Below are 14,070 nucleotides of genomic sequence, written 5' to 3'. Positions count from 1 at the left end.
GAATGAGCATTCTGATCAACAAAGACACCAAGGTTATCTGTCAGGGCTTTACCGGTGGCCAGGGGACTTTCCACTCCGAGCAGGCCATCGCCTACGGCACCCAGATGGTCGGCGGCGTGTCCCCGGGCAAGGGCGGCACCACCCACCTGGGCCTGCCGGTGTTCAACACCGTGCGTGAAGCGGTCGAAGCCACCGGCGCCACCGCCACCGTGATCTATGTACCGGCGGCCTTCTGCAAGGACGCCATCCTGGAAGCCATCGACGCCGGCATCAAGCTGATCGTGACCATCACCGAGGGCATCCCCACCCTCGACATGCTGGACGTGAAAGTGAAGCTGGACGAAGCCGGCGTGCGCATGATCGGCCCCAACTGCCCGGGTGTGATCACCCCGGACGAGTGCAAGATCGGCATCATGCCCGGCCACATCCACAAGAAGGGCAAGGTGGGCATCGTGTCCCGCTCCGGCACCCTGACCTACGAAGCGGTCAAGCAGACCACCGACGAAGGCTTCGGCCAGTCCAGCTGCGTGGGCATCGGTGGCGACCCCATTCCGGGCTCCAACTTTATCGACATCCTGAAGCTGTTCCAGGAGGATCCGGAGACCGAGGCCATCGTGATGATCGGTGAAATCGGCGGTACCGCCGAGGAAGAAGCCGCCGCCTTCATCAAGGCCAACGTGACCAAGCCGGTGGTGTCCTACATCGCCGGTGTGACCGCTCCTCCCGGCAAGCGCATGGGCCACGCCGGCGCCATCATCTCCGGTGGCAAGGGCACCGCGGACGAGAAGTTCGCCGCCCTGCAGGACGCCGGAGTGAAAACCGTGCGCTCCCTGGCCGACATCGGCAAGGCACTGCGCGAAGTGACCGGCTGGTAAGACAAAGCTGGAAGCTTGAGCACCATATAGTTTAAACATCAGGCAGCCAGGTTCTGCGTAGTTGCCGGTTTGTGCCGCTGTGGCCGTCGCTGTAGGTGCCGCTTTAGCCGGCACAAACCGGCGCCCAATGTCCACGGCCCATGCCGTTGGCAGGCTTGCGCCACGTGAACGGGCGCCTACAGATGAAATATCGCACTGCTCATATTTTAAACTGAACGGTGCTCTAGAAGCCAACCGCATAAAAAAGGAGCCTGTAACGGCTCCTTTTTTCTTCCAGCTTTCGGCTTCAAGCGTCCAGCTTCCAGCTTCAGTCACATGCGTTCCGTTCTGCTCCAGGGATCCGGTTTCATGCTGAACTGGCCGTGTTGCCAGTGCCGTGCCAGGCGACGGAAGTCGTCCCCCGCTACGTGGATCAGATCCCGGTGGTCGCCGCTTTCCAGGTAGACATCCGCCATGCCGAGCAGGGCGTCGTCCACCAGGGTGTCGATGGCGTAGGGATCGCCCAGGGCGGGGATGGCGCCGGGATCGCAGTCGTTGAACCACTGCTCCAGGGTGCGCTCCGGGGCCAGCTGCACTTCACCATGAACCAGATAGTTCAGGCGCTGCAAGTCCACCTTGTCGGCGGCGGGGATCACCGCCATGATCGACTTGCCGTCGTCCCGCTCCAGGATCACCGCCTTGGCCATCTGGGCGAGGGGAACATGACCGGCGATGGCACTCTGTGCCGCCCCTTCGGAATAGGCGTGATGCACCATGTCGTAGGGGATCTGATGTCGGTCCAAGTACTCTTTCAATCTGAGTGACATACCCATAACTACCTCCTGAAGGCCATACCGTAGCCGGCCGCCTTCCTCTGCTGCATAACCAGTATAGACCCTCGGATAAAACTTGACTTTGTAATGCTTCATTTGAGGCTTTGATCCAGATCAAGCACGAGTGGGATTACCATTTTTTAACCGGCCAATTACCTTAGAATGACTTTCTTTTACGGACCCGAACGAGAGTCTCAAGGAATGCGTAACCTCTCATTGAACTGGAAGATTTTCCTGCCGCTGCTGGTGATTTTCGTGCTGGTATTCGTGCTGTGCTTTGCCGTGTCCACCCAGTTGCAGCGGGCCCTGGCCCTGCAGCTGGCCGAGGAAAAGATTGAAACCACCGCCAACCTCTATATGGATCAGCTCAATGTGCTGATGGTCAACGGCGCCATCCACCAGCGTCAGCTGGTGCAGACCAAGGTGCAGGAAGAGCTGGGTATCCAGCAGGCGAGGGTGATACGGGCACCGGCCGTGACCCAGCTGTTCGGGCCGGGCGCGCCGGATCAGGGCGTGGAGGACGAGCTGGACCGGCGGGCCATAGAGCAGGGCGAAACCGTGCTCGAACTGCACCTGGACGACAATATTCCCAACCTCACCCTGATCAAGCCCTACAAGGCCTACCAGGAGTACCGCGGCACCGCCTGCCTGCAGTGCCACCAGGTGCCGGAGGGCACCGTCATGGGGGCGGTGCGTATCAGTTACGATCTGAGCGACACCTTTGCCCGGATCCACGACAACAACCTGCGCCTGGGGGGCGTGCTGCTGCTGGTGTTCGGTGCCGCCTTCCTCCTGTTGTGGCGGGTGCAGAACCATTACCTCAAGCGGCCCATCCTCAATATCAGCGGGCGGTTGCAGCAACTGGCCAGGGAGCGGGATCTGGCGACCCGGCTGGTGCCCCTGGGCAAGGACGAGCTGGGCGGCCTGGTCGGGGCCATCAATGGCCTGCTTGGCAGTTTCCAGAAGAGCCTGCAAGAGGTACGCCAGGTGACCGGCCGCATCTACCAGGCGGCGGATCAGATCCAGCAGGGCGCCCAGAGTACCGACAGCTCGGTCAAGGCCCAGGACGGGGAAACGGCGCTGATCGCCACCGCCGTCAACGAGATGGAAGCCTCGGCCCGGGAGGTGAGGGAGAATGCCCGCCTGACTGCCGAGACCTCCGAGCAGAGCCATGCCTTCGCCCTGACCGCCAATGATCAGGCCCAGGTGGCCATCTCCGGTATCCAGGCCCTGCGCGGCGAGATCGGCCGTATCGATGAGGTGATCCGTACCCTGGACGGGCGCTGCGATCAGGTCGACAAGGTGCTGGACATGATCAAGGGGATTGCCGAGCAAACCAACCTGCTGGCGCTCAACGCGGCCATTGAAGCGGCCCGGGCGGGAGAGTCGGGCCGGGGCTTCGCGGTGGTGGCGGACGAGGTGCGCACCCTGTCGCTGCGTACCCAGCAGTCGGCGGAGGAGATCACCGGCATGATCCGCCTGCTGCAGAGCGAGGCCAAGGATGCGGTTTCCGCCATCGAGAAGGCGGAAGGGCAGACGGTGGACAGCGTGGAACGTACCCAGGCGGCGATGGACTCGCTGCAGGCCATCATCGGGCAGGTGGCTCGCATCAACGAGCTCAACGCCCAGGTGGCGGCCTCGGCGGACGAACAGAGCGCGGTCTGCTCCGAGGTGAGCCGCAATATCACCCGGGTGCGGGATTCGTCCGGCGATACCCTGGTGCAGGCTCATTCCGCCGCCACCGCCAGCTTGCAGCTGGTGGCCGAGTGCAGGGTGCTGGAGCAGATGATCGCCCACTACCGGCTGCAGGGGCGGGACGAGGGCGATGACGAGGCCTTGCCGGCAGGGGAGCCGGTGGCGGGTTAAGGGAAAAGGGGACGCTCAGGCGTCCCCTTTGACTTCCAGCACCCGGCTCAGCACCTCGCCCCGGGCCAGGCGGGTGCGCAGCTCGTCCCCGGGTGCGAGCCGGGACGCGTCGGTGACCAGCTGATCGTTGCAGAGGGTGATGCTGTAGCCCCGGGACAGGGTGGCCAGCGGACTCATGGCGTCGAGCCGGGAGGCGGCCAGCGCCAGCCGGTGCCGGTTTTGCTCCAGCCGGCGGTCCAGCAGGCCGGCGAGCCGCCGCTCCAGGTGGTGCAGCCGTTCCCGCCCGTCTTGCAGGCGGCGGGCCGGATGCTGGTACTGCAGCCTCAGGCGCAGGGCTTCCAGGCGTTGCCCGGCCTGCTCCAGCCGGCGCTGCCAGGCCCGCGACAGGCGTAACTGCAGCTGGTCCAGGCCCTGGGCCTGTTGCTGCAGGCGGCGTTCGGGATGCTGGCGGCCGAGGCGCTGCTCCAGTTGCCGCAGGCGCAGGCCCTGGCCCTGCAGGTAGCGGCGCTGGGCCGAGGCCAGCCGCTGGCCCCACTGGTGCCATTGCAGGATTTGCGCCTCGCCGTCCCGGCTGACCAGTTCGGCGGCGGCGGAGGGGGTGGGGGCACGCAAGTCGGCCACCAGATCGCTCAGGGAGATGTCCACCTCGTGGCCGATGGCGCTGACCACCGGCAGGGCGGAAGCGGCGATGGCCCGTACCAGCCGTTCGTCGTTGAAGCACCAGAGATCTTCCAGCGAGCCGCCGCCCCGGGCCAGGATCAGCAGATCCGTTTCCGCCCGGCGGTTGGCGGCGGCCAGGGCCGACAGCAACTGGGGCACCGCCGCCTCGCCCTGCACCTGGCTGGGGTAGAGGACCACCCGCAGGTGGGGTGCGCGCCGGGCCAGCACGGTGAGGATGTCGTGTAGGGCCGCGCCGGTGGGCGAGCTGATGATGCCGATGCGGGCCGGATGGGCGGGCAGGGGGCGCTTGCGCCCGGCGTCGAACAGGCCCTCGGCACTGAGCCGCTGCTTGAGCGCCTCGAACTGCTGCTTGAGCAGGCCCTCGCCGGCGGGTGCCATGGTCTGGGCCACCAACTGGTAGTCGCCCCTGGGCTCGTACAGGGTGACTTTGCCGAAGATCAGTACCTGATCGCCGTCTTTGGGCCGGAAGGTGACGCTGCGGTTGTTGCCGCGGAACATGGCGCAACGCAGCTGGGACTGGTTGTCCTTGAGCGAGAAGTACCAGTGGCCGGATCCCGGCGTGGCCAGGTTGGAGATTTCCCCGGTCAGCCAGACCGCGCCCATTTCGCCTTCCAGCAGCAAACGGGCCTGGCGGTTGAGGCGGCTGACCGTGTAGATGTCCGTTAACTTTTCCTGATACAAAATGGCCCCTGAGTAGTATTTTTATATAAAAATAAACGGCTTTGCCCGATATTTTGCGCTTAATTTGCCAAAATAACAAAAATCGCTTTACCGGAGGGGGGCGGATGCCTACAATTTGTCGGCAATATTTTTCCCCCAACCTATGGTGAATATTGCGATGCTTAGGATTGCCCAAGACGCCCTGACCTTTGACGATGTACTGCTGGTCCCAGCCCATTCCACCGTGCTGCCCAACACGGCCGATCTCCGCACCCGCCTGACCCGGGAAATCAATCTTAACATTCCTATCGTTTCCGCCGCCATGGACACGGTGACCGAGGCCGATCTGGCCATCGCCCTGGCCCAGGAAGGGGGCATCGGCTTTATTCACAAGAACATGTCTATCGAACAGCAGGCGGCGCAGGTGCGCAAGGTCAAGAAGTTCGAGAGCGGCGTGGTGTCCGATCCGGTCACCGTCCGTCCGGACATGACCATCGCCGACGTGCGGGAACTGACCCGCCAGAACGGATTTGCCGGTTACCCGGTAGTGACGGCCGAGGGGGAACTGGTCGGCATCATCACCGGGCGGGATGTCCGTTTCGTACAGGACATGAGCAAGAAGGTGCACGAGGTCATGACCGGCAAGGAGCGGCTGGTGACGGTGCAGGTGGGTGCTGCCCGGGAGCAGGTCGAGGCCCTGATGCAGGAGCATCGCATCGAGAAAGTACTGGTGGTGGCCGCCAATGGCCAGCTGACCGGCATGATCAGCGCCAAGGACTTCCAGAAGGCCGAGAGCAAGCCCAACGCCTGCAAGGACGACCAGGGCCGGCTGCGGGTGGGTGCGGCCGTGGGTGCCGCGCCGGGCAACGAAGAACGCATCGCCGCCCTGGTGGCCGCCGGCCTGGACGTGCTGCTGATCGACTCTTCCCACGGCCACTCCGAAGGGGTGCTGGAACGTATTCGTGAAACCCGCAAGGCCTATCCGAACCTGCCGATCATCGGCGGCAACGTGGCCACCGCCGCCGGCGCGCTCGCCCTGGCCGAGGCCGGCGCCAGCGCGGTCAAGGTCGGCATAGGCCCCGGCTCCATCTGTACTACCCGTATCGTGACCGGTTGCGGCGTACCCCAGATCACCGCCGTGGCCAACGCGGTCGAGGCCCTGAAGGGCACCGGCATTCCGGTGATCGCCGACGGTGGCATCCGTTTCTCCGGCGATATCGCCAAGGCCCTGGCCGCCGGCGCCCACTGTGTGATGATGGGCTCCATGTTCGCCGGCACCGAGGAATCCCCCGGTGAAATCGAGCTGTTCCAGGGCCGTTCCTTCAAGTCCTACCGGGGCATGGGTTCGCTCGGCGCCATGACCAAGGGCTCCAGCGACCGCTACTTCCAGACCGACAACGCCGCCGACAAGCTGGTGCCGGAAGGCATCGAAGGCCGGGTGCCCTACAAGGGCAAGCTCAAGGAAATCATCCACCAGCAGATGGGCGGCCTGCGCAGCGCCATGGGCCTGACCGGCAGCGCCACCATCGACGACCTGCGCACCAAGGCGGAATTTGTTAAGATATCCGGCGCCGGCATCCAGGAATCCCATGTCCACGATGTGACCATTACCAAGGAAGCCCCCAACTACCGGCTGGGCTGAACCCGAAAGCAACAAACGGGGGAGCAATCCCCCGTTTTTCTATTGCCGTCTGGCCCCCCACAGGCGGCCCTTGAAACTAGTAGGAAGACGATGACCAAGAATATTCATGATAACCGGATCCTGATTCTGGACTTCGGCTCCCAATACACCCAGCTCATCGCCCGCCGGGTGCGGGAGCTCGGGGTGTACTGCGAGCTGTGGGCCTGGGACGTGACCGAAGCTCAGATCCGCGACTTCAATCCGAACGGTATCATCTTGTCCGGGGGGCCCGAGTCCGTCACCGAGGCCGGCAGCCCGCGGGCGCCGGAGTATGTGTTCAACGCCGGGGTGCCGGTGTTCGGCATTTGCTACGGCATGCAGACCATGGCCGAACAGCTGGGCGGCGCCGTGGCCGGCTCCAGCGAGCGGGAGTTCGGCTATGCCCAGGTGCAGCGGGTGGCCGAGTGCGCCCTGTTCGCCAACATCGAAGACGCCATTGACGACCAGGGCAACGCCCTGCTCGACGTGTGGATGAGCCACGGCGACAAGGTGGTGGCCCTGCCCGAAGGCTTCACCAAGGTGGCCCAGACTGGCAACTGCCCCTTCGCCGCCATGGCCGACGAGCAGCGCCGTTTCTACGGCGTGCAGTTCCACCCCGAGGTGACCCACACCCGCCAGGGCGCGCGCATGCTGGAGCACTTCGTGCGCGGCATCTGCGGCTGCGAGGCGCTGTGGACCCCGGCCTCCATCATCGAGGACGCGGTGGCCCGCATCCGCGAGCAGGTGGGCGACGGCAAGGTGTTGCTGGGCCTGTCCGGCGGCGTGGACTCCTCCGTGACCGCCATGCTGCTGCACCGGGCCATAGGCCCGCGGCTGACCTGCGTGTTCGTGGACAACGGCCTGCTGCGCCTGAACGAGGCGGACCAGGTGCTGGAAATGTTCGGCGATCACTTCGGCCTCAATATCGTGCACGTCAACGCCGAGCAGCGCTTCCTGGCCGCCCTGGCCGGCGAAAACGATCCGGAAGCCAAGCGCAAGATCATCGGCCGGGTGTTTATCGAGGTGTTCGACGAGGAAGCGGGCAAGATCCAGGACGTGAAGTGGCTGGCCCAGGGCACCATCTATCCGGACGTGATCGAATCCGCCGGCTCCGCCACCGGCAAGGCGCACGTGATCAAGTCCCACCACAACGTGGGTGGCCTGCCGGAAGACATGGAGCTCAAGCTGGTCGAGCCGCTGAAGGAGCTGTTCAAGGACGAGGTGCGCAAGGTCGGCCTGGAACTGGGCCTGCCCTACGACATGCTCTACCGCCACCCCTTCCCGGGCCCGGGCCTGGGCGTGCGGGTGCTGGGCGAAGTGAAGAAGGAATACTGCGACCTGCTGCGCCGGGCCGACGCCATCTTCATCGAGGAGCTGCACAAGCATGACCTGTACAACAAGGTCAGCCAGGCCTTCACCGTCTTCCTGCCGGTGCGCTCGGTCGGCGTGATGGGCGACGCCCGCAAGTACGACTGGGTGGTGTCCCTGCGCGCGGTGGAAACCATCGATTTCATGACCGCCCACTGGGCGCACCTGCCCTACGACTTCCTGGGGCATGTGTCCAACCGGATCATCAACGAAATCGACGGCATCAGCCGCGTGGTGTACGACATCTCCGGCAAGCCGCCCGCCACCATCGAGTGGGAATGATCACGCGTTAGGTAACAGCTGGCACCAACCGGCATAAAATGACACTTAAGCCCATGTTTTAATGGGCTTTTTTGTCTCTGGTGTCTGCACTGTCTGGCAAGATTTGGCAGCCCCAAGCAGGTCTTGAGCGTGGTATTCAGGGTGGTATTATCAGCGGGTGATGCCATAAGCGAGAGCCGATACCATGCTGCGCTGCCTTGTGAACTCATGGTATCAAAAGTCAATAACTAGCTGTTTTTAAATAAATTAATGGCTATTTTGTGGGGTGTTTTCAGCATGGTATCAAAACCGACGAAGGACAAGACTCATGCTGACCGATACCAAGCTGCGTAACCTCAAGCCCAGGGAGAAGCTCTACAAGGTGAACGACCGGGATGGCCTCTATGTGGCCGTGACGCCGGCCGGCACCGTCTCGTTCCGTTACAACTATTCCATCCATGGTCGGCAGGAGACGATCACCTTCGGTCGTTATGGCGTGGGCGGCATTACCCTGGCGGAAGCCCGGGAGCGGCTGAATGAAGCCAAGCGCATGGTGGCCGATGGCAAGTCACCGGCCAAGGAGAAAGCCCGGAACAAGGCCCGGGTGAAAGACGCCGAAACCTTTGGTGCCTGGGCGGAAAAGTGGCTGCGGGGCTACCAGATGGCGGACTCTACCCGTGATATGCGCCGCTCGGTTTATGCCCGGGAACTGGAGAAGAAATTCGGTAATCAGAAGCTGACCGAGATCACCCATGAAGATTTGCGCATGCTGACCGATGCCATTGTGGAGCGAGGCGCCCCTGCGACGGCCGTTCATACCCGTGACATTGTGCTCCAGGTTTATCGCTGGGCCATCGAGCGAGGGCAGAAGGTAGAGAACCCGGCCGACCTGGTAAGGCCCACCAGCATTGCCAGGTTTGAGCCGCGAGACCGTACCCTGTCGCCGGAGGAAATCCGGCTCATGTATGAGTACATGGGGCGGATCGGTACATCGCCCTCCATCCGGGCGGCGGTCAAGCTGTTGCTGCTGACCATGGTGCGCAAAAGCGAGCTGACCAATGCCACCTGGAGCGAAATTAACTTCAGCGAGGCGCTGTGGACCATCCCCAAGGAGCGGATGAAGCGACGGAACCCCCACCTGGTGTTCCTATCCCGGCAGGCCCTGGATATTCTCATTGCCCTCAAGACCTTCTCGGGTGGCTCAGACTACGTTCTGCCGTCCCGTTACGACTCCGACTTGCCCATGAGCAGTGCCACCCTGAACAGGGTGATGGACCTGACCTATAAGCTGGCTCAGAAAGAAGGGCAGCCCCTGGCCAAGTTCGGCCCCCATGATCTGCGCCGCACCGCCAGTACCCTGTTGCACGAAGCGGGCTACAATACCGACTGGATCGAGAAATGCCTAGCCCACGAGCAGAAGGGGGTAAGGGCGGTGTACAACAAAGCCGAGTACCGCGAGCAGCGCACAGCCATGTTACAGGACTGGGCAGATATGATTGATGAGTGGACTGTCGGAAGTGCTTGCTAATCTTTTTTAGCTGAACGCATAGGTAACCTGTATACGCTAGTCAGACTCGATGTATCGAGTGTGTAGCTGTTTCTTTCAGCAGGTACTGTCATAACGCCAGATATTTTGCTTAGCGCACGTTGCGGACGCGGCCAACTGTAGCTTTCGGCCCAAAGCGGTCAGCGGCGACTGGCAGAATTGGCCATTAGCGGCACTGTAGTTGGCCTGGCCGGAGTCAGGGAGCCCAGTATTGCAGGTGAGACTTCCCTGGCAGGTCGAGCACGATTGCAAGGCTTTGCTTGGCGCGGGTGACTGCAACGTAAAACGCTGCAGCAGCTGTCGACTCCAAAGGTGTTCCGTTCTTGATGAAGTTTTCTATGTTTTTGGTAGGAGCAATCAGCACACGCTCAAAGGTGGCACCTTTAACCCCTTTGAAATTCTGGAATGGAAGATCCAGATGTTTGGCCGAGCTTATACTGTACCTTAAACATTGAGGGCTGAACTGGGCCATGTACTCATAGACATGCTCGGAACGCACCAGGTAAACACCGTCGTGCCCCGTCTCATCATTGTTTTCTGATGTGGTCCTCGGAAAGGCCCATCTCGCATCAAAAATGCTGTCCGAAAAGGCCGCAATTTCCTCCCTGCACCGATAAGTAATCGTTGCATAGGTGATGTTTAGGCAGCCTTCTGCCTCGCGCTCTAGAAACCATTCCAACGAAGCGGCGTAACCAAACTGCTTGTTCTTGCGCCCTCGAGGATTTGTGGAGAGAACGGCCTGACGCACATCACCAACCAACCGCACTTCAATATTGGAATGCAGTAGCAACTGTAAGATCTCCCAATCGTAGCTAGCAAGATCCTGAACCTCGTCGATTAGGATTTCGTCGTAGATGCATTCCAAGCGGTTTAGCAGCGCCGGTGTGGCCTCCATTAATTCAAAAGCCAGCCGGCCTAGCTCGCAGCTAAAGATTCTGTTGTCGGCAGTCATGAACCTGCTTTTGCCTCGCGCAAATCTGCCTGGACGCCCGTCAAAATCGAAGCCCCCGACTCGCTCACCAGGAAACTTGAAGCGCAGAAATGGCTTTGCAAAATGCCTGAGCAGAAACGTGTACCACCCCATGACCTCCACTCCAGTGGCATGGCCAGCCTGAGCAGTTAGCCTAGCCTTCACCTCCTGTTGGTTCGTTTGAGTGAACGTCAGTAGCGCAACCTTACGCTCTGAGGGCAATGCTTGGCAGTGATTCACTAGACTTTGGGTCTTACGACCGCCAGCCACCGCTAAAGTAAGGAAGTTAGACATGCTGGATGAACTCTGCAGCTGCGCTCATATACCCTGGCGGCGTCAAAGGCTTATCTGACTCGGCGATTCGTATCGCTCCTTCGGTCTTCTCGCGCGTCATCCAGGTATCCAAACAAGCCCTTGCAGCGATTCCTAGTACCTCTCTTAGATGCTCTTCTCCATTCGCTTTGACCAACTGAGGTTCAAGAGTTCGTCCATCAGCCACAGCGCCGATGAAAAGCTCCCGCTTTTTGCCGTCCAGCCACTGCTTAACGGTCTCTCTTAGCTCCTCGGGCTCGACTCCATCGTTGTCTCGCATGACCGCTACCGGCTTGTCGATAGCCTGGCATAGCTCCAAGCAACGCGCGAGAGCAAGCCCACGCATGCTGACGACATCAACCCCAGCCTCCATTGGACTATGTCCGAATCGATCTTTAAACACTCGCTCGAAGATTATTTCATCGGAAGGCCCTTCAACCAGCACCACCTTTCTTGCCAGAACCAACCGCAAGGTGTCGTATCCAGGCAGTCGCTGGAAATAACGGACAGTTTCTGGAGACAGGTCAGTAATTTTCGACACTTGGTTACGGTTCAGAAGATGTAAGGCATCCAGACCAAGTCGGTTCAACACGTAGGTACTGTGAGTCGAGATGAAGAGCTGCTGCTCATCCGAGGCCAGCGACTCAATACGGTCCAGCAAAATTCTCAGGCTGGTATGGGAGAGGTGATTTTCGGGCTCCTCGATCATCACAATCTTCACCTTAGCTGCATGCCGTTTCATAGCTAGAGAGATCTTTATCGCTGCCTGCTGGCCAAGCCCTGCCATTGCAAATGGCACACGATCTACGTGAGGAGTAATGGCGCTATCCCAGGATGTCCTGGATGTCTGATCCATAGCTAGAGCCATGGGCTCGGATTGCAGCGCAGCACCCAACTCCGCGATGCGAGCATTGATCGGTGCAAGCGCCCCCTCAGTCATCGATGCTTTGATCTTTCGGTAGTCCAGCGATATTGCCGCCTTCTCAGGGGGCTCTAGATGATCGCTCAGGATCTGCCGTAAATGGTAGTCCACACCGGTTGTGGACTTAACTGTGCGGGAATCAATTGTAGCAACAGACAGGACTCTCGGGCGCTTAATCAACTCACAGTCTGCAAACGAACGCCACTCGTACATATAGTACTCCACGGGCAATAGCTCGCTTGGGGCCTTCAACCATTCGTCCAACATGTCCTGGTATTCCTCATTCGGGAATATCCGTAGGAACACACCGGGACAGGCATTAGTAGGTACGTCGGTGTTAACCGCCCCACACAGCACCTGGAGTTCAGCATCATCACGCAGGTACAGCTCAATTAGAATTTCGGGGAAGGATGGTTTATCACCCGCATTTCGGGCGGCAACGAATTGATCAACCAACTCGGAGTTGAACCAGTGCGGGTTTAGCTCATCCAGCACGTTTCGGCCACCGATTCGCCCGTTAAGTGCCAGTGACACAGCCTCCATCAAGGTAGATTTGCCGGCGTCGTTATCACCTATCAGGATGTTCTTCTTCGGGTTTGGGTAGAGCGTGAAGTCCTTGTATATCCGATACCCACGAATACGGATTTTGGTGATCATAATCAACAGTCCTTTGATGATTTTATTGGAGCCTGACCAACCTAGGCTACAAGTTTTCGCCGTTCTCAGATAGGGGGAGTTAAGTACTCAAGCAACAGCTAAATATGCCCTGATTTCTTAGAGAACTCAAAGCCTCATCGTGATTTTAGCCGCTAAAATTCCTCTTCAGCCTCGGCGGACTTCATAATCGGAATTCCTTTCGAACTGTCGCCAACGCTTTAGACACAGCTTGGCGCGTCATAGGCTGTTGTTCGCTGTTTAGTATACGTTGCCCAATTTCAGACTGGTTGGATCCAGATTTCTGTAGTACCAGCATCTTTTTCTTGGTGTCCGACAACTTGGAATCTACCATCCAACGGGCAAGGTGACGCAACTCGGCTTTATCTGCTGGCTGCAAGGTTAGCCGCAGCATTAATTGGAAGAAATAGCTGTCGATCAGCTCATCGCCAGACATGGCGTGAGGTTTGGAACGATTGGCGCACTGATGAGTTAGCCTGGCGAGTTCGATATTAAATTGTGCCAGGGAACGTTTTGCTTGTCTGTATGCGGGGTTCCACTCGCCATTTACCAGCTTGGGGCGATGCTCGGTGCAGTACTGGTGGCTGAGTTCGAATTTCTTGTGGTCTTCGAGTTCGGCATCATTGATCTGCTCTTCCGCTACCGTCGTCATAAAGGCGGCGAACTCTGTCGGGTTGCCGCAGAACTCGCAAAAGCCATGTTTGCGTTGACCATTTAGGTTGACTCCCTTTTTGGAGACTGACTTCTTGGGGCGCTTGCACGCGCAGTCCCAAACCAAACCGACCAAGGATTCAAGAGTCGCAACAAAGCACTGGTCTCTCGTAGTCTGCCGATCTTCCGTCTTGATGAACTGGCGCAACAACTGACGTTGCATGCGAACCATGGCCTCAAGCCCCACCAGTCGAATGATGGCGCTGAGCCCCACTCCTGTGCCGGCACCAGGGACATAGCCTGTATAACTCACCGGAAGGGTCGCCATGTAGGCGGCCACAGCGGGATCGATCACTTCCTCTATTAGGCGCACTATGGGGTAGCGCCGTGAAGACACTGAGTATGGCTGCCAGCGTTCCTCAAACTGCCGGATGGCTGCTGAAACGGCCGGGTCACAGTTCTCCCAGACGACGATGTTTGGTTTATTTTTCATGTCAACCATTTTAGCCAACTAATAGCCTTAATCAAGTAGCATTGTTGGACATGATCAAGCCTTCACTGGTTGTTGGAGGTAAACACATGCAAACAATGGCACACAAGACACTCATCAATAGAAAAGCGCTCCTGGAGATGATCCCGCTTTCAGCACGGACAATCTACAACCTGGAGCAGCGAGGCGAATTTCCGCGCCGCATTGTGCTTACAAGCAGAAACGTCGCCTGGGATCTGTCGGAGGTCGAAGAATGGATTGAAGAGCGTAAATCTTCAGGAATCCAGGCTATGCGACCCGGCCAGACTATCGGAGGTTGAC

Annotated in this window: 11 protein-coding genes; 6 read left to right on the top strand and 5 right to left on the bottom strand. The window is 59.7% G+C overall.

Annotation, left to right across the window (positions count from 1 at the left end; translation table 11 throughout):
- Positions 1-2 precede the first annotated feature (2 nt).
- Positions 3-875: a succinate--CoA ligase subunit alpha gene (gene sucD / locus AN401_RS12315; RefSeq protein WP_096779527.1), complete on the top strand. Its 873-nt coding sequence runs from the start codon at positions 3-5 to the stop codon at positions 873-875.
- Positions 876-1,186: 311 nt separating this feature from the next.
- Here the strand turns inward: sucD and AN401_RS12310 are convergent, their stop codons facing one another.
- A complete protein-coding gene (locus tag AN401_RS12310; protein WP_232513297.1) occupies positions 1,187-1,657 on the bottom strand; it encodes an aminoacyl-tRNA deacylase in 471 nt (156 codons plus the stop codon).
- 231 nt (positions 1,658-1,888) lie between these two features.
- Between AN401_RS12310 and AN401_RS12305 the strand changes: the two genes are divergently transcribed.
- A complete protein-coding gene (locus AN401_RS12305) occupies positions 1,889-3,553 on the top strand; it encodes a methyl-accepting chemotaxis protein (protein ID WP_096779526.1) in 1,665 nt (554 codons plus the stop codon).
- Positions 3,554-3,568: 15 nt separating this feature from the next.
- Here the strand turns inward: AN401_RS12305 and xseA are convergent, their stop codons facing one another.
- Complete coding sequence (gene xseA, locus AN401_RS12300; protein ID WP_096779525.1) at positions 3,569-4,915, bottom strand: exodeoxyribonuclease VII large subunit; 1,347 nt, start codon at positions 4,913-4,915, stop codon at positions 3,569-3,571.
- 157 nt (positions 4,916-5,072) lie between these two features.
- Here xseA and guaB point away from each other — a divergent pair, with 157 nt between their 5' ends.
- From guaB to AN401_RS12285, 3 genes are all read left to right on the top strand, one after another.
- Positions 5,073-6,536 carry an IMP dehydrogenase gene (gene guaB, locus AN401_RS12295; RefSeq protein WP_096779524.1) on the top strand — a complete coding sequence of 488 codons (1,464 nt, stop codon included), beginning with the start codon at positions 5,073-5,075 and terminating at the stop codon, positions 6,534-6,536.
- Between the two features lie 90 nt (positions 6,537-6,626).
- Positions 6,627-8,204 carry a glutamine-hydrolyzing GMP synthase gene (guaA, locus tag AN401_RS12290; RefSeq protein WP_096779523.1) on the top strand — a complete coding sequence of 526 codons (1,578 nt, stop codon included), beginning with the start codon at positions 6,627-6,629 and terminating at the stop codon, positions 8,202-8,204.
- Positions 8,205-8,511: 307 nt separating this feature from the next.
- Positions 8,512-9,711, top strand: coding sequence for a tyrosine-type recombinase/integrase (locus tag AN401_RS12285; protein ID WP_096779522.1), 1,200 nt, complete (start codon positions 8,512-8,514; stop codon positions 9,709-9,711).
- A 214-nt stretch (positions 9,712-9,925) separates the two neighbouring features.
- Here the strand turns inward: AN401_RS12285 and AN401_RS12280 are convergent, their stop codons facing one another.
- The 3 genes from AN401_RS12280 to AN401_RS12270 all read right to left on the bottom strand — a co-directional run bounded on the left by AN401_RS12280 (position 9,926) and on the right by AN401_RS12270 (position 13,770).
- Positions 9,926-10,993: a UvrD-helicase domain-containing protein gene (locus tag AN401_RS12280; RefSeq protein WP_096779521.1), complete on the bottom strand. Its 1,068-nt coding sequence runs from the start codon at positions 10,991-10,993 to the stop codon at positions 9,926-9,928.
- Positions 10,986-12,590 (bottom strand): ATP-dependent nuclease, encoded by a 1,605-nt coding sequence (locus tag AN401_RS12275; RefSeq protein ID WP_096779520.1) that lies wholly within the window; start codon positions 12,588-12,590, stop codon positions 10,986-10,988. The genes AN401_RS12280 and AN401_RS12275 overlap by 8 nt, the downstream gene beginning before the upstream one ends.
- Before the next feature lie 181 nt (positions 12,591-12,771).
- Positions 12,772-13,770: a hypothetical protein gene (locus AN401_RS12270; protein WP_198401732.1), complete on the bottom strand. Its 999-nt coding sequence runs from the start codon at positions 13,768-13,770 to the stop codon at positions 12,772-12,774.
- A gap of 32 nt (positions 13,771-13,802) precedes the next feature.
- On the opposite strand from AN401_RS12270, the gene AN401_RS12265 reads away from it, so the two are divergent.
- Positions 13,803-14,069: a helix-turn-helix transcriptional regulator gene (locus AN401_RS12265; protein WP_456300616.1), complete on the top strand. Its 267-nt coding sequence runs from the start codon at positions 13,803-13,805 to the stop codon at positions 14,067-14,069.
- The last annotated feature ends 1 nt before the right edge of the window (position 14,070 follow it).

Source organism: Zobellella denitrificans, from assembly GCF_002407485.1.
Classification (GTDB): Bacteria; Pseudomonadota; Gammaproteobacteria; order Enterobacterales; family Aeromonadaceae; genus Oceanimonas; species Oceanimonas denitrificans.
The sequence above is the reverse complement of the archived record's forward strand: the minus strand, read 5'-3'. Positions and strand labels throughout refer to the sequence as shown.